This is a genomic window from Variovorax sp. WDL1 (assembly GCF_001541225.1).
Lineage (GTDB): Bacteria > Pseudomonadota > Gammaproteobacteria > Burkholderiales > Burkholderiaceae_C > Variovorax.
The window spans coordinates 1-25,818 of the sequence record NZ_LMTS01000118.1 but is presented as its reverse complement, the minus strand read 5'-3'; the positions used below and the strand labels follow the sequence as shown (position 1 = coordinate 25,818).

Genomic DNA, 25,818 nt, shown 5'->3' with positions numbered 1-25,818 from the left:
CGTCCATATGTCTAGGCGTCGCTGCAGCCGGGGCTGCCGTCACAGGCGACCCTGCGGCGGGCGCGGCGTACAAACCTGCTGAACACCCTTACTCAGGGATGCGCTGATCTATGACCGCTTCAGAGCGTGTTGAACGGCGCTGGGCGCGAAGTCAGAGCCGGCCGCGCAAATCTGAACACGGCCTGAAGTGGAACGGCTGCTCCGTTGGGCGAGGATAGAGCCCGAGACGACAGGAGCAGAGCAGATGAGCAGAAGACCACGCCGTAACCACTCAGCGGCATTCAAAGCCAAGGTGGCGATCGAGGCCTTGGCCGATGGCAAGACGATTGCCGAGATCGCACAGAAGCACGACGTGCACCCTAACCAGGTGACGGAGTGGCGAAGGCAGTTGATGGAGCGCGCCGCGGGCGTGTTTGGCGGCGCGGTGGCGCCGGAGTCGCCGCCGGTGGACCTGAAGGCGTTGCACGCCAAGATCGGACAGTTGGCTCTGGAGAACGATTTTTTAGAGGGCGCGCTCACCAAGGCGGGATTGCTGAGCGCAAAGCGATGATCGACCGTGATGCCAAGCTGCCGATCAAGCGGTAGGCCCAGTTGCTGGGCATTCAGTCGCGGCACGGTGTACTACCACCGCGAGCCGGTCAGCCAGGGCGAGCTCGGGTTGATGCGCCGTATCGACGAGTTGCACCTGGACGGCGCGCCGGCGGTCAGCCTCGACGACATCCGGCAGTTCCGGCAGCTCGGCTCGAAGACGCCGGGCCATCCCGAGTACCGCATGACCACCGGCGTCGAGACCACTACCGGTCCGCTGGGCCAGGGCTGCGGAAATTCGGTGGGCATGGCCATCGCGCAGCGCGCGCTGGCGGCGCGCTTCAACCGCGACGGCTTCACGCTCTTCGACCATGACGTCTACGTGCTGTGCGGCGACGGCGACATGATGGAGGGTGTCTCCGGCGAAGCCGCTTCAATCGCCGGCCATCTGGCGCTGTCGAGGCTCTGCTGGATCTACGACAGCAACCGCATCAGCATCGAAGGCTCGACTCAAATCGCGTTCACCGAAGATGTCGGCAAGCGCTTCGAAGCCTACGGCTGGAACGTGCTGCATGTGGACGACGCCAATGACACGCAGGCCATCGCAGAGGCGTTGGCCAATTTCCGCAACACGCGCGACCGGCCGACCTTCATCGTCGTGCGCTCGGTCATCGGCTGGGGCAGTCCGCGCGCCGGCAGCGAGAAGGCTCATGGCGAGGCATTGGGCGCCGACAACGTGCGTGCGACCAAGAAGGGCTACGGCTGGCCCGAGGACGCGCAGTTCCTCGTGCCCGACGCTTCGCCGAAGCCTTCAACGCCACGATTGCGCAGCGCGGCAAGGCGGCGCGCGAAGCTTGGGAGTCCGCCTTCGAGCGCTACCGCCAGGCCTTCCCGAAGGAAGCAGCCGAGTTCGATCTGCTGCGCCAGGGCAGGCTGGCCGAAGGCTGGGATGCGGATGTGCCCAGCTTCCCGGCCGATGCGAAAGGCATCGCCTCGCGCGATGCGGGCGGCAAGGTGCTGAACGCGATCGCGCCGCGCGTGCCGATGCTCATCGGCGGTGCGGCCGACCTCTCGCCCTCGACCAAGACCAATCTGACCTTCGAGGGCGCAGGGGCCTTCGAAGCCTGCAATCACGCGGGCCGCAACATGCACTTCGGCGTCCGCGAGCATGCCATGGGTTCCATCGCCAACGGCATGGCGCTAAGCTACCTGCGCCCGTACACCGCGACCTTTCTGGTTTTTGCCGATTACATGCGCACGTCGATCCGGCTGGCGTCGATCATGGAAGTGCCGGTGGTCTTCGTCTTCACACACGATTCGATCGGCGTCGGCGAAGACGGACCGACGCACCAGCCGATCGAACACCTCGCGACCCTTCGTGCCATCCCCGGGCTCGACACGATCCGGCCCGGCGACGCCAACGAATCGACGGTGGCCTGGAAGGTGGCGCTCAGCCATACGCGCGAGCCGACCGCGCTCATCCTCTCGCGCCAGGCGCTGCCGACGATTGACCGCAGCAAGTACGCCTCGGCCGACGGCCTGCAAGAAGGTGCTTACATTCTGGCCGACGCGAAGGAGGGCGTCGACCCCGAGATTATCCTGATCGCGACCGGCAGCGAGGTCTCGCTCGCCGTCGCGGTGCACGAGCAGCTGGCCGCAGACGGCGTGCGCGTCGTCTCGATGCCGAGCTGGTACCTGTTCGAGAAGCAGGGGCGTGCGTACCGAGAACAGGTCTTGCCGCCGCACGTGAAGACACGGCTCGCCATCGAACAGGCCGGCTCGCTCGGCTGGGACCGCTACGTCGGCGCCGGCGGCGCCACGATCACCATGTCCACCTTTGGCGCTTCGGCGCCGCTCGCCAAGCTGCAGCAAAAGTTCGGCTTCACGCAGGGCAACGTGCTGAAGGTGGCGCGCCAACTCATGGAGGCACACACATCATGAAGAACCCCCTGCAGCAACTCCACGAGGCAGGCCAGGCGGTCTGGCTCGATTTCGTTGATCGCAAGTTCCTGGCCGAAGGCGGCCTGCGCAAGCTCATCGAGGAAGACGCGCTGACCGGCGTCACCTCGAACCCCTCGATCTTCGAGAAAGCCATGGGCCACGGCGATGCCTACGACGCGGGCTTCAAGGCCTGGCTGGCCGAAGCCGGAACCGGCGCCGGCGCGGTCGCTGCCTACGAGGCACAGGCAATCCGGGACATCCAGCATGCCGCCGATGACCTGCGCCCTGTCTACGGCCGGCTGCTCTGCCGGGACGGCTACGCCAGCCTCGAGGTCTCGCCCTACCTGGCGACGAACACGCTGGACACGATCGAGGAAGCGCGCAGGCTCTGGGCGGCAGTCGACCGGCCGAACCTGATGGTCAAGGTGCCCGGCACCGAGGCCGGCGTGCCGGCCATCCGGCAACTGATCGAAGACGGGCTCAACATCAACGTCACGCTGCTGTTCTCGCAGGATGCCTACAGGGCCGTCGCCGAAGCCTTCGTCGCCGGGCTCGAGGAACGCGTCGAGACCGGCAGGTCCATCGACCGCATCGCCGGCGTCGCGAGCTTCTTCGTGAGCCGCATCGACGCGCAGATCGACAAGGCGATCGACCAGCGCATCAAGGATCGCGACCCCGATAGCGCCGCGCTGAAGGCGCTGCGCGGCAGGGTCGCCATCGCGAACGCCAAGATGGCCTATGCCTTGTACCGCGAGCAGATCGCGAGTCCGCGTTGGCAGGCGCTGGCCGCCAGGGGCGCGATGCCGCAGCGGCTGCTGTGCGCATCGACCGGCACCAAGGACCTGAGCTATCCGCCGACGCTCTACGTTGACACGCTGATCGGCCCCGACACCGTGAACACCATGCCGCCCAAGACCATGGATGCGTTCCGCGCACACGGCGTCGTGACCCCCAGCCTCGCCGAGGACATCGAGGACGCGCGCCACATCCTGTCTGAGACCGAGCGCCTGGGCCTCGATCTGCAAGCGGTCACGGCCGAACTGGTCGAAGATGGCGTACGGCAATTCGCCGATGCCGCCGACAAGCTGCTTGCCGCCGTCGAGAAAAAGCGGGTAGCGTTCACCGGCGGCAACCGCACCTGAAACCGGAGACATCATGCAGATTGGAATGATCGGCCTCGGCCGGATGGGCAGCAACATCGCGCGGCGCCTGATGCGTGGCGGCCATGGCATCGTCGCCTTCGACCACGACGAGAAGGCGGTCGCGACGCTCGGCAGCGAGGGCGCCACGACCGCCGCGTCGCTGCAAGACATGGCAGACAAGCTCGACAAGCCGCGCATCTTCTGGTCGATGCTGCCGGCCGGCGCGCCGACCGAATCGACCATCGACGCGCTGATTGGCCTGTGCGCGCCCGGCGACATCGTCATCGACGGCGGCAACACCTTCTACAAGGACGACATCCGCCGCGCCGCGTCGTGCCGCATGAAGGATCTGCACTACGTCGACATCGGCACTTCCGGCGGCGTCTGGGGCCTGGAGCGCGGCTACTGCATGATGATTGGCGGCGAGAAGGCGACAGTCGATCGGCTCGATCCGGTCTTCGAGACCCTCGCCCCCGGCTACGGCGGCGTCCCGCGCACGCCCGGCCGCGACCCGAAAGACGACCGCGCCGAACGCGGCTACATCCATGCCGGCCCCGCGGGCGCTGGGCATTTCGTCAAGATGGTCCACAACGGCATCGAATACGGCCTGATGCAGGCCTACGCCGAGGGCTTCGACATCCTGAAGAACAAGGCGTCCGGGAAGCTGCCCGGAGACCAGCGCTTCGACATCAACCTACCCGACGTGGCCGAAGTCTGGCGCCGCGGCAGCGTCGTTTCTTCATGGCTGCTCGACCTCACGGCTTCCGCGCTGGCGCAGGACCACGGCCTCGACAACTACTCGGGCAAGGTCGCCGACAGCGGCGAGGGCCAGTGGACCATCGACGCCGCGATGGAAGAGGCCGTGCCGGCCTACGTGCTCTCGTCGGCGCTCTTCGCGCGCTACCGCAGCCGCGTCGACAGCACCTTCGGCGACAAGCTGCTGTCGGCGATGCGCTTCGGCTTCGGCGGCCACCTGGAGCTGCCGCGCAAATGAACGGCCCCTTCGGCGCCTTCAACGGCGGCACGCTCTTCGAGTTCGAGCGCGTCGGCGAGCCAGCGGATGCCGCTCATCGGCCGCGCGCTGATCAGCGTCATCGCGATGCCGGCGGCCTTCAACCGCTTCGCCGCTTCGACGTTGGCATCGGGCAAGGTCTTGCCATGCCGCACCAGCGTGCCATCGACGTCGCAGACGACGAGGCGGATCGCGACGCCCACGGCGCCGTCATCGGTGAGCCCGAGCGGCTCGCGCCCGAGGTGACGCGGCGCATCCTCTCGATCCTCGACGAGGCCGAGGTCGACGTCTGGCTGTTCGCCCACGAGCGCTGGCACGCGCGCGACGACCGCAACCCGCACGTGCCGCGCGAGAAGCTGTCGGCCGCGCTGGAGCCCACGATCCGCAGCGACCTCGAGAACCTGTGCGATGTGGCCGACAAGATCGTCGGCGTCAGCGACGACGCGGCCTTGCTGATGCGGCTCGAAGCCGCCATGCAGCAGGCGACGCAGGGCGAGGCCACCGGCGCGCTGTCGCAGCCCTACTTTCTCGACGCCACCGCGCTCAAGGCCAACAAGGGCGATGGGGTCGCCGCAGTCGCCGCGGTCGCCGCGGCCATGCGCGTGCCGCTGGCGGAAGTCGCAGTCATCGGCGACATGCCCAACGACCTGCCGATGTTCGCGCGCGCCGGCCTCTCGATCGCGTTGGGCCAGGCGCCCGAGGCCGTGCGTGCAGGTGCAGACTGGACCACCGCATCGAACGAGGAAGCCGGCGTCGCGCAAGCGATCGACCGCCTCATCGGAGAGCACCCATGAAGATCGCCGCCTCCGTGCTCGCGGCCGATTTCGCGCGGCTCGGCGAAGAGGTACAGGACGTGGACCGCGCCGGCTCCGACTGGATCCACGTCGACATCATGGACGGCCGCTTCGTGCCCGAGATCTCCTTCGGCCCCGCAGTGGTCAAGGCCATCCGGCGCTGCACGAGGAAGCCGCTCAACGTGCACCTGATGGTGGTCGAGCGTTCGCTCGAACGCTATCGCAATGCCTGCGCCGACCACCGGCTCGTGCAGGCCGAGCCGGGCTCGACCGTGCATCTGCACCGCGTGCTCAGTCGCGTGCGCGAACTGGGCTGCCGACCCGGCGTGGTGATCGACCCGGCGACGCCGATCGCCTGGATCGAGCATGTGCTGCACCTGGTCGACATCGTGCTGGTGATGACGGTGAATCCCGGCTTCGGCGGCCGGGCTTTCCTGCCCGAGATGCTGCCGAAGATCGCCGCGCTGCGCGCCGACAACCGCGGGCTTGCACCGCACATCGAGGTCGACGGCGGGCAGGACGCCGAGACCGTGCGTCGCACGGTCGAGGCCGGCGCCGACGTCATCGTCGCGGGCATCGCCATCTTCGGCACGCCCGACTATGCAGCGGCCATCGCGAACATGCGAGCCGCCGCGCAATGAAGCCGAAGCCGAAACCGACCCGGCGCATCGAAGACTACGCGCTGATCGGCTCGACCCACAGCGCCGCGCTCGTGCATCGCCACGGCGACATCGAATGGCTGTGCCTGCCGCGCTTCGATTCGGGCGCGATGTTCGCGAGCCTGCTCGGCGACGAGAGCAACGGCTGCTGGTCGATGCACGCCGCGAACCGCAAGGCTCGCGTGACGCGGCGCTACCTGCCAGGTACCATGGTGCTCGAAACCACGATCCGCACCGCCAAGGGTTCGGCCATCGTCACCGACTTCATGCCCAAGCCGACGCAGGACGGCACGCACGAGCTGGTGCGCATCGTCCGCGGCGTGCGCGGCACGGTGGCGCTGCACACCGAGCTGCGCATCCGCTTCAACTATGGTGAATGGTGCCCGTGGGTCCGGCGGCGCGAAGGCGCGATCTACGCGGTGGCCGGCCCCGATGCCGTGCGTGTCACCTCCGGCGTGCCGCTGATCAACGAGAACCTCGCGAGCTCTGCCGAATTCTCGGTCACGGCTGGCCAGGCCATCGCCTTCTGCCTCGAATGGTTCCCCTCGCACTTGGAACCACCGATCACGCGCGACGCCTATTCCTTGCTGGCCCGCACGACGGCCGAGTGGTGCGCGTGGACCGACCGCTGCGGCTACGATGGAGAGTTCCGCGACGATGTCACGCGCTCGCTGCTGACGCTGAAGGCGCTCACCTACGAACCCAGCGGCGGCATCGTCGCCGCGCCGACCACCTCGCTGCCCGAGCATCCGGGCGGCCAGCGCAACTGGGACTACCGCTATTGCTGGCTGCGCGACGCCGCGCTCACGCTCTATGCGCTGATCGGCTCTGGCTACATCGAGGAGGCCAGCGACTGGCGCTGGTGGCTGATGCGCGCCGTCGGCGGATCGCCCGAAGAGCTGCAGGTGATGTACGGCCTGCACGGCGAACGTACCCTGACGGAGGTCGAGCTTGAATGGCTGCCCGGCTATGAAGACAGCCGGCCGGTGCGCGTGGGCAACGGCGCACAGGCGCAGCGACAGCTCGACATCTATGGCTCGGTCATCGCGGCCTTCCACGCTGCGCGCAAGGCCGGCCTGGCCGACATGGACAAGGTCTGGCCGCTGGAACGCGCCATCGCCAAGCAGCTCGCGGTCTTGTGGCGTGAGCCCGACTGTAGCATCTGGGAAGTGCGCGGCGAGCTGCGGCACTTCGTCCATTCGAAGATCATGTGCTGGCTCGCCTTCGACCGCATGATCGCGAGCGCGCAGGAGTACACGCTCGAAGGCCCGATCGACGAATGGCGCAAGGTGCGAGAACAGATCCATGCTGACGTGCTGGCGCACGGCTACGACAAAGCCAGCAACTCCTTCGTGCAGTACTATGGCGCCGACGCAGTCGATGCGGCGCTGCTCTTGATGCCGCTGGTCGGCTTCCTGCCCATCCACGACTCGCGCGTCGAAGGCACCATCGCGCGGATCGAGCGCGAGCTGATCTTCAACGGCCTCGTGTACCGCTACCGCACCGAGGAGGGCGTCGATGGGCTGGCGGGCGGCGAAGGTGCGTTCCTCGCTTGCAGCTTCTGGTTGTCGAACGTCTACGTCGCCATGGGCAAGCTGCGCAAGGCCAAGGCCTTGTTCAAGCACCTGCTCTCACTCGGCAGCGACGTCGGACTGTATGCGGAGGAATACGATCCGACGACGCGGCGGCAGCTCGGCAACTTCCCGCAGGCGTTTTCGCACATCGGGCTGATCAACAGCGCGCATGCCATCACCTCCGCTGCCGGTGGCGTGTGGGAACTGGCCAATTGCGATGGCAAGGCGGTGCAATCGGGCGAGCCTTTGATCGTCATCGTCTTTGGTGTGTCGGCCTCTGGCAAGAGCACGCTCGGCAAGGCGCTGGCGGAGCAGCTGGACTGCGACTTCAAGGACGGCGACGACCTGCACCCCGCCGCCAACATCAAGAAGATGCGCGCCGGCAAGCCGCTCACCGACGACGACTGCGCGCCCTGGCTGGACCGCGTCGCAGGCTGGATCGCCGAACGCGCGGCGGCTGGTGAGCGCAGCGTCATCGCATGCTCGGCGCTGAAGCACGCATATCGCGACCGCCTGCGCGAGGCCTCTGCCAAGGCCGCGTTCGTCCTCGTCGCACCGGACCAGGCCGTGCTGCGCAGACGCATCGGCGCCCGCAAGCGCCACTTCATGTCCGCATCTCTGCTTACTAACCAACTGCGCACGCTGGAGCGGCCCGACGCATCGGAACTTGCGCTGACGATCGAGAGGAGTACTGACGTAGGGGAGGCTTGCCTTCAGGCACTTGCTTGGCTTGCGTGGCTACGCGAAAAACGCCCCGGCGGGCGGGGTGTTAGCTTAAGCCAATGCGTCTCGGGTTGCGCCGCATTCCGCAAGACAAGGGCGTGATCCGCTGGCTCGGTCACGCGAAGCCCCACAGCACCTGAGCTGATCGTCCTGCACTTGCGACCGCAGGCCGACGAGTTCGTGCGGCGCTTCCTGCTGCACGTGCTACCGCCGGGGTTCCAGGGTATCCGGCACTTCGGCATGCTGACCAACCGCACGCGCGAGGCCAAGCTGCAGCAGGGTCGCCACTTGTTGAAGTCGCCGGCACCTGCTGCGGCGACGCCCGATGAGTCCGAGGACTATCGTGATCGCTATTGGCTACTTTCCGGCGCCAAAATGCCGTCTTGAGATGATGGTTGTAATGCGTAGGAATGGAATTGACCCTTTTGCGCGGACGGATTGGGACTTGCTTTTCAAGCCGCCTGCACGGCGCTCAGCACCACGCTGCATGCCAGCGATCGCGATCGCCAGTCCGGTCGCCGCCGCTACGATGGAGATCGAGATCGCGTAGACCAGCAGCCTTGCGACGAGGAGCGGGTGCGCCCCGTGGCGATCGGCGGCGCGCCCGCCAAGCAATGCGCCGCCGAACTGCGCCAGCATGTAGGCCGCCGTCGGGCCCCCGGTGTGCAGCCTCTCCGAGCCCGGGCTCGAATCCGCGCCGAGACGCGCCATCAACGAGGGCAGCATAGAAAAGTTCGCACCATAGCCCAACGCCACTGTGAAGTTCGCGCCCGCGAGGAGCGCTGCTGCGCGGTCTCATGCCACGAACCCCGGCAGCGGGTGTCCTGACAGGGATCCTCGCACCCGTGAGGTCTCGGTTGCGCGCTGCGTCAGCCATCATCGTGGCCCCGCATTGGCAGACGGGCGGCGATCTCGCCGTCGCGTGCCGGCCCCCATGATGCAAGCGCGACGGCGGCCCCCAACACCAGGACCAGCGCTGCCGCCCAGAACGGCGCTGCCGGCTGCCACGCGAACAGCGACCCTGCGCTCACCGAACCCAGCGCCTGCCCGAGGTTGCCGGCCGCTGCCTGCCGGCCAAGCAGTTCCCCAAGCGCGGCTGCATGGCGCTCGAGCAGCTCGTAGGACAGTACCGGTCCGACCATGCCGACCCCAGTGGACACCACGACGATCAGCAGGCCGAGCGCCGCGGCGTCCGGCACCGCAAAGGCGAAGGTCAACGCGAGCGCCGAGGTGCTGAACGCGACCGCGACCCAGCGTTGGTTGATGCGGCGGCGCACGCCTTGCAGCAGCAACGTGGACTGCGCTGCCAGCATGGCCAGGCTGCAGGTGACGAACATAACGGCCATCGTGCCGCTGGCTAGGCCCAGCGTCTGCCCGCCGAACAGAGTGAAGCCGACTTCAAAGGTACCAACCGCAAACGAGACCAGCAGTGCCATGCCCATCGAGGCGCGAACGAACCTCCGGCGGTCTGGCGACAACTGAGGTGGCACGTCGCGCTCAGGCGCCGCGCGCTTGCGGCCCAGGCCCCACGGGATGAGCACCAGCAATGGGAGCCCGCCCAATACGATGGCAAACGCGGGCCAGTTGACCATGTCAAGCATGCGCCCGACCGGCATGCCCATCACTGGCCCGGCGATCCAGGTTCCGAAGGCCGGGCCGGCGAGAAAGCCGATGAACGACGCGCTGCCGAGCAGCACAAAGCGGCGGCTGCGCACCTCCGGCGTGCTGATGTCGTCGACGAACGCCTGTGCTGTCGGGACAATTGAGGCGGCACCTGCACCGGCCAGGAAGCGAGCCGCATACACGACCATCAGGTTCGGTGCCAACGCGGCTGCAGCGCCGCCGATCAGGAATGCTGCGAAGCCCGCGGCCAGTACGGCGGAGCGGCCATGCCGGTCCGAGAGTCGACCCCACAACGGCGCGAAGAGGAACAGCGCGAAGGTGTAGACGCCGCCCAGCATGCCGACGTGCCACGCGAGCGCGGACGGCGTCGCCCCGCCGAGGTACAGCCCCAGAAACAGCTGCAGCAACGGCAAGCCGGCGCTGTAGCCGAGCGCGACGACGAATATCATCGCTCCGAGCAGCAACATCGCCCGGCCCGCCGCCACAGTTGCGTCGGGCGATGCCGGCGCATTGAGGGCTGCTGTCTTGACCATGCCCGCGCCGCCTTCAGACCGCAGCCGGAGCGGTCTGCCTGGCGTCGCCCGTTGTTCCTGGAGTCGCCCGGACCCGGCGGATGCCGGTCAGCCGCGTGCGTTTGAGCATCAGCGCATTGATGGCCACGAGCGCGGAGCTCCCCGACATCGCGATGGCGGCCACTTCCGGACTGATGGTGAACGGATAGAACACGCCGGCGGCTAGAGGGAACGCCACCACGTTGTAGGCCACCGCCCACCACAGGTTCTGGTGCATCTTGCGCAGCGTTGCGCGCGAGAGCTCGATGGCGCCGACCACATCGAACGGGTCGCTCTTCATCAGCACCACATCGGCGCTTTCCATCGCTACGTCGGTGCCCGCACCGATCGCGAAACCAACATCGGCCTGCGTCAGCGCTGGGGCATCATTGATGCCGTCGCCGACCATGCCGACCTTCTTGCCCTGCGCCTGTAGTTCCTTGACCTTGGCGGCCTTGTCGCCGGGCAGCACATCCGCAAGGACGATGTCGATACCGAGTTCCTTGGCGATTCGATCGGCAGTGGCCTGGTTGTCGCCCGTCAGCATGGCCACCTGCACCCCTTTGCCGTGGAGCGCCTTGACGGTCTCTGCCGAAGAAGGGCGCGCCGCGTCGGCGATAGCGATCAGACCGATCAGCCGGCCACCATGGGCCACGTGGACCACCGTGCGTCCCTGGCCTTGGAGGTTGCGAGATTGAGCCTCCAGGCCATTGAGGTCGATGGCATTCGCGTCCATCAACAGCCGATTGCCGAGGAGCGCTCTTTCGCCGCGAACGACGGCTTCGGTTCCCATGCCATCGATGTTGGTGAATGCGCTCACCTCTTCGAGTGGCAGGTGTCCGGCACGTTGGAGCACAGCCAAGGCCAGAGGATGCTCGGAGAGCTTCTCCACCGAGCCGGCGATGGTCAGCAGCGCATCGACGCTCGTGCCACGTGCCGCGACGAGGTCGACCACGTCGGGCTCGCCGAGCGTCAGCGTGCCGGTCTTGTCGAAGATCACGACATCGAGCTTGGTGGCGTCTTCGAGCGCTGCGGCGTTCTTGAACAGGATGCCGTTCATCGCCCCCAGGCCCGTGCCGACCATCACCGCCATCGGCGTGGCCAGTCCGAGCGCGTCGGGACACGCGATCACGAACACCGTGATGGTCAGCGTGAGGGCCAGCAGCACGGGCTGGCCGAGCACGAAGTACCACACGCCGAAGGTCGCGAGTCCAATCAGGAAAGCGACCAGCACCAACCACTGCGACGCCTTGTCGGCAAGCAGCTGCGCCGGCGCCTTGGAGTTCTGCGCCTCCTGTACAAGTTTGACGATCTGCGCCAAAGCGGTGTCGGCGCCGACCTTGGTGGCGCGGTAGCGGAAGCTGCCGCTCTTGTTGATGGTGGCGCCGATCACGCTGTCGCCGACCGCCTTCTTGACCGGCATCGACTCGCCGGTGAGCATCGATTCGTCCACCTGTGACCCGCCTTCCAGCACCTCGCCGTCAACGGGAATCTTGTCGCCGGGGCGGATGAGCACGATGTCACCCAGCAGCACGTCGGCCGTCGCGACCGTGGTCTCGACACCGTTGCGTACGACGGTGGCTTTCGGCGGCGCCAGGTCCATCAAAGCGCGTATCGCCTCTGAAGCACCGGCACGCGCCCGCATTTCGAGCCAGTGTCCGAGCAGGATGAACACCAGCAGAACCGACACCGCCTCATAGAACTGCGCCCCTTCGAAGAGGAAGGTGGCTCCGACGCTGAACAGGTATCCGGTGCCGACGCTCAGGACGACCAGAACCGCCATGTTGAGCACGCCGTTGCGAAGCGCGCGCGTCGCGGCGACAAAAAAGGGCCATGCCGGATAGATCACCGCACCTGTGGCGAGCATGAACAGCCACAGTTTCAGGTCGAGGCCGAACGGGGGACTCAGCTTGATGAAGTCCACGCCCATCGGGGCATAGAGAAAGATGGGCACCGTGAACGCGAGGCAAATCCAGAAGCGGTTTCGCATGTCGCGCGCCATGCCGCGCGCGTCCATGCCGGGGCCGTGTCCCATCTCGCGAGCCATGGCATCCATCGTGCCGTGGTCCATCGGGTGCCCAGCTGTGGCGGGCTTCGCGCTTGGGGCCGCATGCCCTGCATGCTCGCGGGCGTACTCGTGACGTCTACCAGCCGCAGCGCGCGGCACGCAAACATGTCGAGGCGTGGCCTCACCGCCGCAGTGGTATCCGCATGCTTCGATGGTGGCGCGAATGGCCTCTGGCGTGGTCTTGCCCGGGTCGAAGGTCACGCTAGCAGAGCCGGCCACGTAGTTGACCTGCGCTGCCGTCACGCCGGGCTGGCGCGACAACTGCTTTTCGACCCCATGGGCCGACATCGACGACACCATGCCGCCGACCTCGAAGCTCATTGTTGTGTTCATGAGGGTTTCATTCTCAAAAGGCAAAGCAACTGCTGCTCCGACCGGACATTCATCCCATCAGCGTCTTCAGGGCATCAAGGGCCACCTTGGGGTCGGCGATGGCGTGGTAGATGGGCGGGATGTCTCGTTTCAGGCCGAGGAGTCCGTAGACACCGTGCATCGCCGTACGCACCGAATACTCGACCGTGAAGACCACGTCTTCGGGAATCTCGACGTATTGACCCAGCAGCGCATAGTTCTTCGCACCGTGTGGGATCACCGGCGGCCGATCAGTGACATCGCGTCGCGAGAACTCGCTGGTGATGTAGGGCATCATCACCGGGATGACGGTCGTGCTGCGACGCACTTCGTCGAGAATGTCCTCGAACCCCAACTGGTGCATCAACTCAGTCAGGATTTCGCGGCCGGTCGCCTGGGCCATCGACTTGTCGATGTAGTCCCCTTTGTTATCGATGAAGAGCCCGTAACCCCAGAGCGTGAACACGTCGTCAGGCTGGCCGGCGAAGTGGGGCGGATGCGGCACCACGATAGACATCAGCCAGCTGGAGTCCTTGAAGGTCATCAGGCCACCGGTGCCGGGCTTGTTGCCGCTGAATTCCTCGATCCGCCGAACGAGGGCCGGCGAGCGCATCGTCAGCGTGAAGGACTCCCACTTGCTTTCGTCGATGTTGCCGCTGAAGGCGTAGGGTCGACCAAGACCTGGCGCCTTACGTGCCATCGTCTCCCACAGCCTCCAAGCACCGTCGATCTTGTCGCGCACGAGTTGGGGTGCGTGATCGTCGTCTCCCAGTCGCGAATCGGCGGTCATCGAGCCGATCGTGATGAACGCATAGTCCCGCAGCCCAACCGCGTACGAGACCTCTTTGCCGTGGCGCGTGCAATGGATCGCCGTGATTCGCTGGCCGTCGCTCTCGGCGAGGTCAACATCGATCACCTTGGTGCCGTACTCGAACTGCACCCCCTGATCGGTCAGCCACTTCTCGATCGGACGGACCAGCGAGTCGTACTGGTTCAATGCGCTTCGCCGCACGCCCGCCAGAGTATGGATCCTTGGAAACTCCTGCATAAACCGCAGCATGTAGCGCTTGAGTTCGATGGCACTGTGCCAGTTCTGGAAGGCGAAGGTGGTGCGCCACATCGCCCAGAAGTTGGTCGCGAAGAAATGCGACGAGAAGCAATCTTCGATGCGCTTGGTCCCGATGATTCGCTCCGGCATCGCGAGCAAGCGCATGATCTCAAGGCGATCCTGCAGGTTGAAGCCCAGATCGGTGGCATCGAGGATCTTGTGATCCTTGTCGATGAGGCGCGCATGCGAATCTGAATGCCATGCCTTGTTGAACGCCCAGACGTCGTCCTTGACAGACCTCGCCGGATTGGCACGCGCGGGGATCGATTCGAGCACGTCCCATAGGCAACCGTAGGCCTCTTCGGTCCACATGCGGCCGCCACGGGTGACGTATCCGTTGACCGGGTCGCCCGAGCCGTCGAGGGCGCCGCCTGCCACCTCCAACTCTTCCAGGATGCGGATGTTGGCACCGCAGAATCCTCCATCGCGGATCAGCAGGACGGCCGCGGACAGCGAGGCGATGCCTCCGCCGATGATGTAGGCCTTGGCCGCGTCGGTTGTGTTCATCGATGTTCTCTCCCATGAATCAGGTTAGACAAGTGGGCCTGGCCAACCGAACGGACACGGTGGCGCTGGGCGGATAGGGCGGAAAGGAGCGTCCGGCGCCGCGCCATGCAAAGTGGAGGTAGATGACCGCACTCATCGGCACGGCGAACAGGCACCACCTCGAGATGAATCCATCTGGCGTAGAGGTCGTACGCCGCGCCGAACGACAGCAACGCCAGCGCGACAAGTGCCCAGTGAAGCAGCACGCCGTCGCGCTCCAGGCGCGATTGCGCCAGGGTAAGGAAGGCCCCCAGTGCGAGCAGGACCGTTGCGAAGAGACCAGCGAGTTTGGAGCGGACGGATGACATAGCAATCTCCGGGTTCATCCGTGGGCATCGGGTAGAAACACGCGGACCCCAGCGGCAATGGCCGCAGCGAGCGAGATGCGATTGGACGCGTGGCGGATCGTGTCGCAGCTGACGATGTCGCCCGCGCCGGCCACGCGCAGTTCCTCGAACGCCGTCTGAGCGAATACCGCGTGGACCGCCACGCACACGGGCGCGGCGAGCCCGGCTCGGCGCAGGTGGTCGATCGTTTCGATCATGGTGCGGGCGGTCGAGACGACGTCGTCCACCAGCACGGGCGTGTGCGACCGCCAACGCTCGACGTCCGGTACCGACACTTGGACATCGCGGTCGCCGCGGCGCGTCTTGGTCAGCACGACGAAGGGTGCGTCGGACTGCTGTGCCACATCGCTGACCCACTGGGCGCTTTCCTCATCGGGGCCGATCAAGAGGGGATTGCGCACCTGCGCCCGTACCCACTGCGCCACACTGTACGCGGCATGGACGACACGTGACGGGACGCTGTAGACCTGAGACAGGTCCGGTATCCTGTGCAGGTGCGGATCGACGGTCACCATCCAGTCGACATAGTGCGAGATCCAAGCTCCGACATGCTGGGCACTGATCGTCTCGCCCGGATGGAACCGACGGTCTTGCCGCATGTAGGCCAGGTACGGCGCCACGAAGCCCACCGACCACGCGCCCGCCTCACGGACCGCTGCCGCCAGCAAGAGCAGCGGCACCAGCTTGTCATCGGGTCGGTCGAGCGTGCAGGCGATGAAGGTGTCGCGGCCTTCGACCGATGACTCGACGCGCACATAAGACTCGCCGTCAGGAAAGCGCCTTACCGTGGCGGCGCCGCGTTCCAGCGAAAGGTGAGCGGCCAGTTCATCGGCGAGCTGCTCGTTGCCGGGCATCGCGATCACGACGGGCTTCATGGCGTCACCTCATCGCTTAGCGTGACGACGGGATGGGAATCAAGGTAGCTGCGGGCATAGGCCAGCTCACCAGGCGCCTGCGCATGCAGCGTGAACAACGGCATGCCGCGCTCGACATGGTCCCCCAGCCGCACGTGCAGCACGAGGCCGGCGGTCGGCGCACTGGGCGCGCCGGCGAGCTTGGCGACCCGCGCGAGCCGACGGCTGTCGATGCCCGACACGTAACCGTTGCGTTCGGCCACGATCGGCTCGCGCAGTGGAGCGACGCCGGGCTCGCGCAGCCCGCCTTGCGCTTCGCAGATGGCCTGGAACTTGTCCCAAGCCGCGCCACTGTCCAGCAGGCGGCAGGCCTCGGACTCGCCCGTGCCGGGAGTGCTGTGGCCGCAGAACTCGAGCAATTCGCCGGCCAGAACCAGTGCGCGCATGCGCAGGTCCACCGGCGCCGCCGCTGCGCCGCGCAGCACGGCCAGAACGTCATGCGCTTCGAGCGCTGGGCCTACACCTCGCCCGACCGGCTGGGCGCCGCGCGTACGTAACACGCGCAGTTGCAGCCCGTGGGCTACAGCAACTTGCTCTAGCAAGGTCTGCAGCCGATTCGCGTCCTCCTCGCTGCGCACCTTGGCGGTCCGACCGACCGGGATGTCGATCACGGCGTGCGTCGCTCCGGCGGCGATCTTCTTCGACAGCACGGAGGCGACGAGCTGGGCGTCGCTGTCAAGGTCGAGCGGGCGCTCGACGCGGATCAGGATGTCGTCGGCCGGGCTCAGGGTCAGCGCCCCGCCCCAGACAAAGCAGCCGCCCTCGCGATCCACTACACGTCGCATCGCGGTCAGACTGAGGTCGACGCGCGTCAGCGTCTCCATCACGTCGGCCGTCCCCGCTGGCGAGGTGATCGCGCGCGACGAGGTCTTGGGCATCGTCAGCCCGGCCGCCGCCGCAATCGCGACCACAATCGGCGTCGTGCGGTTGCCAGGCAGGCCGCCCACACAATGTTTGTCGGCGATCGGCGTACGCCCCCAGTCGATACGGTCGCCGGCCTTGACCATGGCGCTTGTCAGGTCGATGGTTTCCTGCAAGTCCATGCGCCCGCCGGCGCAGGCGCTCAGGAACGCAGCGATGTGCATGTCGGAGTAGCGGCCTGCAGCCACGTCACCGACGATGGCGTCGAGTGCCATGGTGTCGAGCCGGTGGCCGTAGATCTTCGAGCGCATCGCGCTCAGCGAGTCGAGCGTCGGCGCGTGCGCCACCTTGACGGTATCGTTCGCCGCGGCGCCAAGAGCCTGCCATGCGCGGGTCGACAGGCTGGCCTCGCCCGGCGCCAGCAATTCGGTGTCGACCACGTTGAGCGTCGCGATGATGCGGTGCTCTCGCAGGGCCACCTCTACACGCGTCTGGGCCTCGAAACCTTCGGCCCTGCAGACATGACAGTCGCGTCGCATGTAAATCACATGCTCCTGCAGCGTGTCGATGCCCAGCAGCCGCAGGCGCAAGCCCGATGCTTTCATCATGCAACCTCCACGCTTTGGCCCAGCCGGGGCACGGTCGCGGGCCAGCCGAGCTCACGCTCGATGCGTTGCCGCAATGCGTCGGCCGGACCCGGCTCGCCGTGGTTGAGGTAGATGCCGCGCGGCGGCTGAGGCGCGGTCGCCAGCCACTGCACGAGCTGCTCTGCATCGGCGTGCGCCGACATGCCGGGCAGCGACATCACCTCGGCATTGATGGTCACATCTTCGCCGTGGATGCGGATGCTGCGCTCGCCGGCAAGCAGGCGGGCGCCTCGCGTGCCGTCCGCCTGGTAGCCGGCGAACACGATGGTGTTGCGGCGATCCGGACCCAGGGCTTTCAGGTGGTGCAGCACACGGCCGCCGGTGGCCATGCCACTGGCCGACACGATGACCGCCGGGTACCGCAGCGTATTCAGCGCACGCGACTCCTCGACCGTGCGCGTCATCTTCGCGACCTGGCACATGCCGCGGCATTCCTCCACCGACAGACGGTGCTCCGCGCGATGCCGGTGATAGATCTCGGTCATGTCGATCGCCATCGGGCTGTTCAGGAAGACCGGAAGGTCGGGGATGGCGGCACGGGTCTTCAGACGGTAGATCGCGTAGAGCAGCGCCTGGGCTCGCCCCACCGCAAAGGCCGGGACCACCACGATGCCGCCGCGTGCCGCCGTACGCTTGATCACCTCGCCGAAGGCGGCCTCGACGTCCTGCGTATCGTGCAGCCGGTCGCCGTAGGTCGACTCGATCACCACATGATCGGCGCGCGCTATCGGCAGCGGGGCCCGCATGATGAGATCGTCGGGGCGGCCCAGGTCACCCGAGAACAGAACTGTCGTGCCGCCCGCAGTCAGCTCGACCGAACTTGCGCCGAGGATGTGGCCAGCCTGCCGCAGGCGCAGTTGCATGCCTCCCATCACTTCCTCTCGCTGCTCGAGCGGCAGCGGCTCGAGACGGCGCAACGCGCGCTGCGCGTCCTCCTCTGAGTACAACGGCAGGGCCGGCTGGTGCTTGGAGAGCTTGTGGCGATTGGCGTACTCCGCATCCTCTTCCTGGATTCGCGCACTGTCGGGCAACAGGACCCGACACACGTCGATCGTCGACGGTGTCGCGAAGACCGGCCCGCGAAAGCCCCGCTTGACGAGCAGCGGCAGTGCTCCGGCGTGATCGAGGTGTGCGTGCGTCAACACGACGGCATCGAGCTTCGTCGGGTCGAACGGGAACGGCTCCCAGTTCATGGCGCGCAGGTTCTTGTAGCCCTGGAACAGGCCGCAGTCGACAAGCAATTGCTTCCCTTCGTGCGTGACGAGGGTCTTCGAGCCGGTGACGGTGCCGGCGGCACCCAGGAAATCGAGCTTCATGGTCTGGTCCTTGGGGTGGTACTTGCCGCGTTTGACGCTCTCGACCGGTGTCGTGGACAAGCAGGGGCGGCTGACTCCTTTTCGCTACATGGATACCGGCGACTTCCAAGACAACACCGCCATTCCGGTCAACGCGATGATCGGACGCGCGAGCGGGAGCAGCTGCCGGCGATGCCGCGGTGATGACTGCGCGCGGTGATCGCCGGAGAGGCACCTGCACCAGCGCGCGATAGCAGGCTACCCCGGGTACGCCGATTGCTAAACAGAAGACGAAGCCTTCGACATCGAAGCCCGTACGCCGAGCCAGTTCGAAGAGGCCGGGTGAGCTCCGGTACTTGGGTACGGACAGCGGTGCGGTTAAGCCGAAGCGTGCCATCAGCTTGCTAGCCCACAACATCGGGCGGTGCAGGGCCGGCTGGGCCATGAACGGCAACGCCCAGGGCAGCAAGAAGGCCACTGCCCATCGCAGCCACGCGCAGCGGAATGCGGGGTCAGCCGGTGTCACGTCATGGTCCTTGCTGTTTCGCGGGGGAGTCGGCGCGATCGTCACGCATGAGGCTGCGTCGCCCCTGGCGCGCCAAATTTGGGAAAGAACCGCGGCGTCTGACTCGCATAGCGCTCCCATTCAGCTCCGAAGGTCTTGGCTGAGTCGCGCTCTTCCGTGAAGGACAAGCGGACGTACATCGCGCACAGGATCGGGAACATCACGAGGGTCAGGACGGTCGGCCACTGCAGCAGGAAGCCGAACATGATGAGCACGAACGCCACGTACTGCGGGTGCCGAACCCGGGCATAGGCACCGGTCTTCGCCAGCGTGCCGGCACGCTGGCTCGCATACAGCACGGACCATGCGGCGGAGAGCAGCCAAAAGCCGCCGCCGATGAAGACGGCGCTGAGCGCGTGGAACGGTCCGAAGTGCGGATTGGCGCGCCAGCCGAACATCACCTCCAGCAGGTGGCCGGCGTCGTGCGAGAGGAAATCCACGCCAGGAAACTTCGTTCCCAGCCATCCCGACAGCAGGTAGATGGTCAGGGGGTAGCCGTACATCTCGGCGAACAGCGCCACCAGGAAGCTGGAGAAGGCGCCGAACGAGCGCCAGTCGCGACCGGACTGCGGCTTGGCGAAGCTGAATGCGAAGATGATGAAGACGAGGGAATTGATGACCACCAGGGACCACAGTCCGTAGGCCGGTGCGTTGTCTTGCGTCATGGAAAGTCCTTTGCGGTTGGCTCAGTGCTGGTGCGGCTGGTGCGGGGCGGACGGAGGGGTGGGCGTGGCACCGGGGCTGCCTTGAAGGCCGGTTTCGTCAACGGGATCGGCGCTGCCAGATCCCGTCGGGCCGTGCCCCGGATGGCCGCCGTGGCCATCGTGCCTGCCATGGAAGAAATGCATCAACGGGCACAGCGCCAGCAGGAGAAACGGCAGGGCTCCCATCAGGTGTGCACGGTGCTCGATGAAAAGGAAGAAGCCGGCCACCGCAAGGAAGCCGAAGAAAACCCAGGTCAGGGCGGCCCCGCGCTGCGAACGGGGGCCGGTGGTCGGATCGGCAGGGAAAGAATGGTTGTCCATGATTCGGCCTTTGGTGTTCGGTCTGGGCCGGGCCCTCTTGGAGGAATCGGCCTGGCTCGGGCAGTTGCTCGTGTGGTGGCTGCGCGTGGTTCGGTTGTCCCGGTGGCTCGTGCGGAGGGAGGCCAAGCTGAATGTGCAACCTGGGTGCGGCACACAGGTCAAGCGCTAGCACTCTCGCTGGACGCAGGTGTGGGAAGTGCGGGCCATCCTGGGCACGCGACGTGGGCGCAGGTCAAATCCGCGCGCACGATCAAACTGTGCCCACTCCCGACACGGGGGTTCGTCAAATGCGCAGGCGAGGCGAAATGTCCAGCGGGGCGCGCGACGGTGGTGGGTGCGCCAACTGCGGCGGCGCAGCGCTCACCATCGCGATGACTGGCTCCCAGTTCCGCGCCGGTGCATGCGACCAAGGGATCGCATCGACCGTCAGCGACCACTTGATGGCCGAGAGGAAAGCTGGCCCGCCGGTCAGGGAAGCCAGCTCTTCGCAGACATGTGCTTTGCTGTCGTTCGACGGCTGCTCGGTTCGCAGGGCGTGCTTGTGTGCCTCATGGGCCTCCTGCGGCGCATGGACGCGAGCCTGGGTCGCATCCGGCGAGACGGGCGGCGCTCTGTGCTCGCCATAGATCTCGCACAGGGCCGTGCCCGCGATGGCCCGTACAGCGAACAGCAGCAGGAACGCAGTCCATGCGCTCCTTGCCAGTTTGCTTCGCCATGTCGCCATGTTGCAGTCCCCACGCCGAGTTTCGGAGGATTCACCATGAATCCTTCAGCACAGCTTATTCGACAGCATTGCCGAGCGGTTGATATGGATCAAGGTCTGAGCATGCCGGCACCGGGCTCGGCCTCGGTTCATCTCGACGGGCGCAGCCAGGTGAGGATGCGGCCCGAGCATCGTCAGCTTTCGTCATCAGGGAGACTGACCTGCAACCCGGACGGTAAACAAATGCCAAGCAGCCTGTAGCGACAAGGGCTTGTGGCCTGTCGATCAGTGCCATCGAGTTCATCGAGCCGGAGAGAGGACGGGATGGGGGCTGCGAGATGCCTTGGTCGTGCAGAACTTTGACCGTGAGTCGGCAGCGGTCCGCGCGCCGTCTGGCGGCGGCCCTCACGTCCCGTAGAGGCTTTGGAATGCCATCTCTGCGATGCGATCACGCAAGTGACGCCAGGACTCGATGGATTTACCGGCGCCTTCGGCCGCGCTGCGTTCCGCCCGATACCAGGGATTGAAGGCGCGTTCTTCATCGCTGAGGCCCAGCGTCTGAGCTGCCCATGCCAGGATGGGAAACAACGCAGCGCCCGGTGCGACGCGCTCGGACCACATCAGGCGGCTGGTGCGCATCGGATGCCAAGCCTCCAGCCAGCGTGCCGTGGCGGGACTGCCAAGCTGCTGCACGAAGGGTGACAGCCACTGGGTGTAAAGGGCGTCCAGCTGGCGCGACGCTTCGGCGACGCGTTCGAACGCAGCCGGACGGGGCTCGAAGGGCAAGTCCTCGATGCGTCGGGGCTCGAAGGTCGCGCGGTCGGCGTCTTCGGTCCGAGCGGCGGACTCGAGCTTCATCTCGTAGAGGCCCGGCGGCAATGCCTGGATGACCGAAGCGTGATGCAGGATGGCGCGGTGCTCGCGGCGTGCCACGTCGGCCGACACGAAGATGCCGAGATGGCCGACATGCTCGTGCAGAAGATAGACGATGCGCTGTCCGGCGCTGACCAAGCCTTCGGTCGAGCCGAAAACCGTCTTCAGCCACGCGAGGGCTTGGCTCGGCGGCGTGATGTTGTCGCCATAGGAACAGAAGATGACGAGCGGCGTCCGAATCTGCGACAAGTCGGCACGGCAGTGGCCGTCGACCACCACGACGCCTTGCTCGACACGGTTGCCGATGAACAGGTCACGAATGATGCTCAGGATCTCTTCGCGCCCCAGCTTGTAGAAGCCGTTCCACCAGCGTTCGAATTCCAGAAAGCGCACCTTCTCGCGCTGCGGCTCCGCGAACACCTGGTCGTACTTTTTCCAGACCCCTTCGGGCCGCAGAGCCTCGAAGTTCTGGACCAGCCACGCTCCATCGAAGTGGCCGTGGCCCAGATCCGCCGCCAGATGTGCCGGCCAGACACCGCCAACCAAACCACCCATCAGGCGCATCGGGTTGACGTCGGCCTCACCCGCCCAGTAAGACAGGGGCGACCCGTTCAATACAGCCAGACCCGCCTCGCGGTTGCAGTGCGACAGTGCCAGAGCGACGGCCCAGCCGCCCTGGCAATTCCCATAGATGATCGGAGCGCGCGCGCGATGGCGTTCGGCAACGATATCGATGAAACGCGCCAGTGCCTCGACGACCGATCCCAAGGTCTGGCCCTCGACCGGCTCGGGGTCGAAGACGACAAAATAGACCGGGTGCCCTTCCAGCAGGGCCATGCCGACCTCGGAGTCGCGCCGGAAACCCCCTATGCCGGGGCCATGGCCCGCCCGTGGATCGACCACGATCACCGGCGCGGAGCCTCGACGCACATGACGTTCCAGCCGGTCCGTTCCGCACCGAGTGATTCGAAGTAGGCGGTAGTTGCAGGGTGAAGCGAAGTCCCGCGCGTTTGCCACCGGCTCGGCATCGAAGTGCAGCAGCGGTGGCATGCCGGCGGCTTCATGATCGAGCATGTTGTCGCCGCGTTGGCGCAGCAGGTCCATGGTCGCGAGCGATCGCCAGAGGGCGTCGGCCCAATAGCGGGGCCAAGATTCGAGGGGGGCGGTAACCGAGGTGGCAGCGGACAGGTCGGGGTATTCCAAGGGCAATATTCCTGGTCGACTGGGGTGGGACTGCGTGTTCGCGCAAGAGCGGGTAGTTGTTCGCCGCCGGTCGGTCAGTCAAGGGCGATGTTGCGCTCGACGTTCTTGTCGGGACAGTGCAGACGTGCCAGCAGGTGCCGCAGCAGGTTCAGCCGCGCGAACTTTTGTCATCGGCGTCCATGGGCGGGTTCTCGATCGGACGGCTTGCCGAGGGCCACCACTTCGTGCGTTGCTTGGCCGGACGCGGCGTCGGAGCTCATGATCGAGCGCAGCTCAGCTGCAGCTGCCGCAGCAGCCGCCCCGACTGCCCTTCGGATGGGTACTCGGTCCGTTGCCTATGGGCGTCAACGCGCTCGCACCCGACAGCTTGGCCGGATAGCCCGCGTCGCTGAGCGCCGAAACCAGCCGTTCCGCTCCGGCGTCGAGCGAGCCGCTCACGCGGACATGGCCTGACTGCAGATCGACGGCGACGTCGGTTACGCCGGGGATCGGCTTCAGCGCCTGCGTGACATGGTTGACGCACGAGCCGCAGCTCATGCCCTGGACTTCGAGATCGATGGTGTTCATCGTGGGACTCCGTTGAGGTAAGCGTTAAAACTCAGCGTCCGCTGCACTGTTGCGTACACCTTGTCTAGGCGCGGCCGATGCACGCGGCCGTATGGGTCGTGCGGCCAGCGTCGGCGCAGGCGCGTCTGAGCCTGGCGAATCGATGGTCGGCACAAGAGGCAGCGTCCACGACAAGAGGCCGAAGGCAAGCAAGCCCGAGTCCGCGGTGTGCCCGGAGAATGGGTCCATCGCTGCATCATGTTCCCTTGGTTGGCGTCCCGTTCTAGAAGACCAGGCGCAGGCCAACGCGCACGAAGGTGATGACGTATGGAGCGAGAGAAGGATAGGGGCGTTCACGGTAAGGCTCCTGTACATCAAGTTGGAAAAGGAGGGCCGTCTATTGCGGCGCGGCCGCGCGCTTGGCCCCCAGAGGCATCTGTCATCATTTCAACGATCGACGGCGCTTGCCGTCGGCCTCGTGATCGGCGTTCCAAGGCAAGCCCTCTATGAGGCCGCAAACGTGGTGACCTTCCGGGACGCCATCCGGCATCGCCGCCCAGGCCTTCAGAGCCTGCTTCATGCGACGGAACAGCGCCATCTCGTGCTCGACCTGATGCTGCTTCTCATTCAGCCGATCGGCGAGGATTGTGCGTGCCTTGGGGCAAGGCAATTGCCCTTGCTCGCTCATGCCGAGTAGCTCGGCAATGTCGCTCAACCTGAACCCCAAGCCAACTGCGCTGCGGATGAAGCGAACGCGCGCCACGGTGCTTGGCGAGAACTGCTGGTATCCGCTTTCTGTCCTGCGTTCAGCCTTGATCAGACCGAGGCGCGCGTAGTGGCGCACTGTGTCAGGGCTGACACCGGCGGCCTGCGCACATTGGATTACCTGCATGCAAATTCCTTCATGGCGCGTTCAGGGCACCCGCCTGGACTGCAGAAATGAAGCGTTAGGGTCTTCAGCGATTTCATGGCTGTGATGATTGTGAGCGTCACGATGTTGCGGCGGCACGTACGTGATGGCTTTGACGTGGATCAAATGAACAACCTTTCACCGCCTGAACGTTGAGGCCCGAACGATGGGTTGATCGGCGCCGTCGCCTACGAATATGGGTCCGTCGCACGGGGCGCTGCGGCGGTAAACAAACCGTTGTGTACGGTAGGCCTCGTATGTCGGCCGCACCTTCGCGCGATGGCCGCCCGGGTGGCCAGGGAGCGGGCGAGGTTTGGGGCAACCTTCGCTTCGTCAGTTCGGGCACTGGGCCTGGTCGGGGCTCGCGGTGGCGATCCGATAAATCTGGACAGTATGTCGACAAATGAAGCATGCGCGGTATGGGAGTACGGTAAGCGCGGCCTCAAGGCCCTCTTGACGTCGACTGGTTGACGAAGTCGACGATGTCAGACGTCGAGCACTTGGCGCAGCGCATGGAACGGGACGCGCCAGGTGCCGCCATCGCCGGTGCCGAGGGTAGCCGTGCGCTGGTTGATGCGCACGATCACGCCGGTGATGTTGCGACCATCACGGTCGTTGAACGTGACGGTGTCTCCACGTTGGAACTCGCGGGCGTGTGTTGTCGCGCTGGCAGGTTCCGGCGGTGGCTCATAGGGAGCTTGCTCGTCGCGACGTTCTGCACCGTGATAGCCCTGCATCGCCAGGCATGGGATCTTCCAAGTTCGCTTGGTGCCTTCTTCCAGCACCGTCGCCTGCGTATCCCTCATGGCGATGATCTTGCCGCGACGCATCTGGCCGTCGCGGAAGTCGACGAACTGCACAGGCTGGCCAAGATGGAGGTTCGCACGTGCGGCAATGCCCCGACGCGGGTCGGCCAGCATGCCCTCGATCAATGCCTTGAGTTGGTAGAGCTGCAGGCTGCTCGCACCCTCGAGGGCTTCCATCATCCGCTGGTCGGTGCCTTGCGAGTTCACTGCCTCTTCCTTCGTCGCAGCCTGCTTGCGTGGTTCAGGCCGCCAGTCGTTGCTCAACGTGTTGCCCGCCCATGTTCCATGGCAGCAACTCGTCGATGCGGTTGATCGGATGGTCGGCAATGCGTGCGAGCACGTCGCGCAGGTATGCCTGAGGATCGAGCCCGTTCAGCTTGGCCGACTCCACCAGACTGTAGATCGCCGCGGCCCGCTCGCCTCCAGCGTCCGAGCCCACGAAGAGGTAGTTGGATCTTCCAAGGGCAATCACTGGGTCATTCTGCCCATGTCGGGCAAGAAGT

At 65.9% G+C, this 25,818-nt stretch carries 24 protein-coding genes and 3 pseudogenes; 10 read left to right on the top strand and 17 right to left on the bottom strand.

Annotated elements, in window-relative coordinates; all coding sequences use genetic code 11:
• Positions 1 to 244 precede the first annotated feature (244 nt).
• The 4 genes and pseudogenes from APY03_RS16455 to gnd all read left to right on the top strand — a co-directional run.
• A pseudogene (locus tag APY03_RS16455) lies at positions 245 to 691 on the top strand (transposase); the annotation flags it as partial.
• Positions 692 to 2,469: pseudogene (tkt, locus tag APY03_RS16450) on the top strand (transketolase); the annotation flags it as partial. It lies immediately after the preceding pseudogene.
• On the top strand, positions 2,466 to 3,611 hold the full coding sequence (gene tal / locus APY03_RS16445) for a transaldolase (protein WP_068678260.1): 1,146 nt from the start codon (positions 2,466 to 2,468) through the stop codon (positions 3,609 to 3,611). The pseudogene tkt and the gene tal, both read left to right, overlap by 4 nt.
• Positions 3,612 to 3,624: 13 nt before the next feature.
• Positions 3,625 to 4,605, top strand: coding sequence for a phosphogluconate dehydrogenase (NAD(+)-dependent, decarboxylating) (gnd, locus tag APY03_RS16440; protein ID WP_068678259.1), 981 nt, complete (start codon positions 3,625 to 3,627; stop codon positions 4,603 to 4,605).
• Here the strand turns inward: gnd and APY03_RS45660 are convergent.
• Positions 4,512 to 4,778: an HAD hydrolase family protein gene (locus tag APY03_RS45660; RefSeq protein WP_232081437.1), complete on the bottom strand. Its 267-nt coding sequence runs from the start codon at positions 4,776 to 4,778 to the stop codon at positions 4,512 to 4,514. The two genes, gnd and APY03_RS45660, sit on opposite strands and share 94 nt — an antisense overlap.
• Here APY03_RS45660 and APY03_RS16435 point away from each other — a divergent pair.
• The 5 genes and pseudogenes from APY03_RS16435 to APY03_RS43875 all read left to right on the top strand — a co-directional run bounded on the left by APY03_RS16435 (position 4,770) and on the right by APY03_RS43875 (position 8,760).
• Positions 4,770 to 5,417: an HAD hydrolase family protein gene (locus tag APY03_RS16435; RefSeq protein WP_083944410.1), complete on the top strand. Its 648-nt coding sequence runs from the start codon at positions 4,770 to 4,772 to the stop codon at positions 5,415 to 5,417. The genes APY03_RS45660 and APY03_RS16435 overlap by 9 nt on opposite strands.
• Positions 5,414 to 6,058: a ribulose-phosphate 3-epimerase gene (rpe, locus tag APY03_RS16430; RefSeq protein ID WP_068678257.1), complete on the top strand. Its 645-nt coding sequence runs from the start codon at positions 5,414 to 5,416 to the stop codon at positions 6,056 to 6,058. The genes APY03_RS16435 and rpe overlap by 4 nt, the downstream gene beginning before the upstream one ends.
• Positions 6,055 to 7,890, top strand: a pseudogene (locus tag APY03_RS16425) (glycoside hydrolase family 15 protein); the annotation flags it as partial. The gene rpe and the pseudogene APY03_RS16425, both read left to right, overlap by 4 nt.
• Complete coding sequence (locus APY03_RS45655) at positions 7,879 to 8,475, top strand: gluconokinase (protein WP_443082824.1); 597 nt, start codon at positions 7,879 to 7,881, stop codon at positions 8,473 to 8,475. The pseudogene APY03_RS16425 and the gene APY03_RS45655, both read left to right, overlap by 12 nt.
• Before the next feature lie 54 nt (positions 8,476 to 8,529).
• Entirely contained in the window at positions 8,530 to 8,760 is a 231-nt protein-coding gene (locus tag APY03_RS43875; protein ID WP_232081422.1) for a transposase, read from the top strand.
• Here the strand turns inward: APY03_RS43875 and APY03_RS16420 are convergent.
• The 11 genes from APY03_RS16420 to APY03_RS16365 all read right to left on the bottom strand — a co-directional run bounded on the left by APY03_RS16420 (position 8,731) and on the right by APY03_RS16365 (position 20,998).
• Positions 8,731 to 9,012 (bottom strand): hypothetical protein, encoded by a 282-nt coding sequence (locus tag APY03_RS16420; protein ID WP_146039442.1) that lies wholly within the window; start codon positions 9,010 to 9,012, stop codon positions 8,731 to 8,733. The two genes, APY03_RS43875 and APY03_RS16420, sit on opposite strands and share 30 nt — an antisense overlap.
• 230 nt (positions 9,013 to 9,242) lie before the next feature.
• Positions 9,243 to 10,529, bottom strand: coding sequence for an MFS transporter (locus APY03_RS16415; RefSeq protein ID WP_068678255.1), 1,287 nt, complete (start codon positions 10,527 to 10,529; stop codon positions 9,243 to 9,245).
• Positions 10,530 to 10,542: 13 nt separating this feature from the next.
• Positions 10,543 to 12,948 carry a heavy metal translocating P-type ATPase gene (locus APY03_RS16410; RefSeq protein WP_068678254.1) on the bottom strand — a complete coding sequence of 802 codons (2,406 nt, stop codon included), beginning with the start codon at positions 12,946 to 12,948 and terminating at the stop codon, positions 10,543 to 10,545.
• Positions 12,949 to 12,997: 49 nt separating this feature from the next.
• Complete coding sequence (locus APY03_RS16405) at positions 12,998 to 14,581, bottom strand: oleate hydratase (protein ID WP_068678253.1); 1,584 nt, start codon at positions 14,579 to 14,581, stop codon at positions 12,998 to 13,000.
• The gene (locus tag APY03_RS41545; RefSeq protein ID WP_146039443.1) at positions 14,578 to 14,928 is read right to left on the bottom strand and encodes a hypothetical protein; all 351 of its coding nucleotides are present in this window, start codon (positions 14,926 to 14,928) and stop codon (positions 14,578 to 14,580) included. The genes APY03_RS16405 and APY03_RS41545 overlap by 4 nt, the downstream gene beginning before the upstream one ends.
• Positions 14,929 to 14,942: 14 nt before the next feature.
• Positions 14,943 to 15,842, bottom strand: coding sequence for a ribose-phosphate pyrophosphokinase (locus tag APY03_RS16395; protein WP_068678251.1), 900 nt, complete (start codon positions 15,840 to 15,842; stop codon positions 14,943 to 14,945).
• On the bottom strand, positions 15,839 to 17,350 hold the full coding sequence (locus tag APY03_RS16390) for a thymidine phosphorylase family protein (protein WP_102906067.1): 1,512 nt from the start codon (positions 17,348 to 17,350) through the stop codon (positions 15,839 to 15,841). Before APY03_RS16390 ends, APY03_RS16395 begins: the two co-directional genes overlap by 4 nt.
• A complete protein-coding gene (locus APY03_RS16385) occupies positions 17,347 to 18,705 on the bottom strand; it encodes an MBL fold metallo-hydrolase (protein WP_068678249.1) in 1,359 nt (452 codons plus the stop codon). Before APY03_RS16385 ends, APY03_RS16390 begins: the two co-directional genes overlap by 4 nt.
• 546 nt (positions 18,706 to 19,251) lie before the next feature.
• The gene (locus APY03_RS16375; protein ID WP_068678247.1) at positions 19,252 to 19,914 is read right to left on the bottom strand and encodes a methyltransferase family protein; all 663 of its coding nucleotides are present in this window, start codon (positions 19,912 to 19,914) and stop codon (positions 19,252 to 19,254) included.
• A gap of 21 nt (positions 19,915 to 19,935) precedes the next feature.
• On the bottom strand, positions 19,936 to 20,274 hold the full coding sequence (locus APY03_RS16370) for a DUF2933 domain-containing protein (RefSeq protein ID WP_068678246.1): 339 nt from the start codon (positions 20,272 to 20,274) through the stop codon (positions 19,936 to 19,938).
• Between the two features lie 283 nt (positions 20,275 to 20,557).
• Positions 20,558 to 20,998, bottom strand: coding sequence for a hypothetical protein (locus APY03_RS16365; protein ID WP_068678245.1), 441 nt, complete (start codon positions 20,996 to 20,998; stop codon positions 20,558 to 20,560).
• A gap of 36 nt (positions 20,999 to 21,034) precedes the next feature.
• On the opposite strand from APY03_RS16365, the gene APY03_RS43870 reads away from it, so the two are divergent.
• The gene (locus APY03_RS43870; RefSeq protein ID WP_232324296.1) at positions 21,035 to 21,238 is read left to right on the top strand and encodes a hypothetical protein; all 204 of its coding nucleotides are present in this window, start codon (positions 21,035 to 21,037) and stop codon (positions 21,236 to 21,238) included.
• 144 nt (positions 21,239 to 21,382) lie between these two features.
• On the opposite strand, the gene APY03_RS16360 is transcribed toward APY03_RS43870, so the two are convergent.
• The 5 genes from APY03_RS16360 to APY03_RS16340 form a co-directional block, all read right to left on the bottom strand.
• Positions 21,383 to 23,053 carry a DUF3141 domain-containing protein gene (locus APY03_RS16360; RefSeq protein ID WP_232081421.1) on the bottom strand — a complete coding sequence of 557 codons (1,671 nt, stop codon included), beginning with the start codon at positions 23,051 to 23,053 and terminating at the stop codon, positions 21,383 to 21,385.
• 273 nt (positions 23,054 to 23,326) lie between these two features.
• Positions 23,327 to 23,620, bottom strand: coding sequence for a heavy-metal-associated domain-containing protein (locus APY03_RS16355; protein WP_068678244.1), 294 nt, complete (start codon positions 23,618 to 23,620; stop codon positions 23,327 to 23,329).
• A 421-nt stretch (positions 23,621 to 24,041) separates the two neighbouring features.
• Positions 24,042 to 24,491 (bottom strand): MerR family transcriptional regulator, encoded by a 450-nt coding sequence (locus APY03_RS16350; protein WP_068678243.1) that lies wholly within the window; start codon positions 24,489 to 24,491, stop codon positions 24,042 to 24,044.
• Positions 24,492 to 24,994: 503 nt separating this feature from the next.
• Positions 24,995 to 25,522, bottom strand: a complete 528-nt coding sequence (locus APY03_RS16345) for a hypothetical protein (protein WP_068678288.1) — start codon at positions 25,520 to 25,522, stop codon at positions 24,995 to 24,997.
• Between the two features lie 34 nt (positions 25,523 to 25,556).
• On the bottom strand, positions 25,557 to 25,818 hold a 262-nt coding region (locus APY03_RS16340), incomplete at its 5' end, for a transposase domain-containing protein (protein ID WP_198161255.1).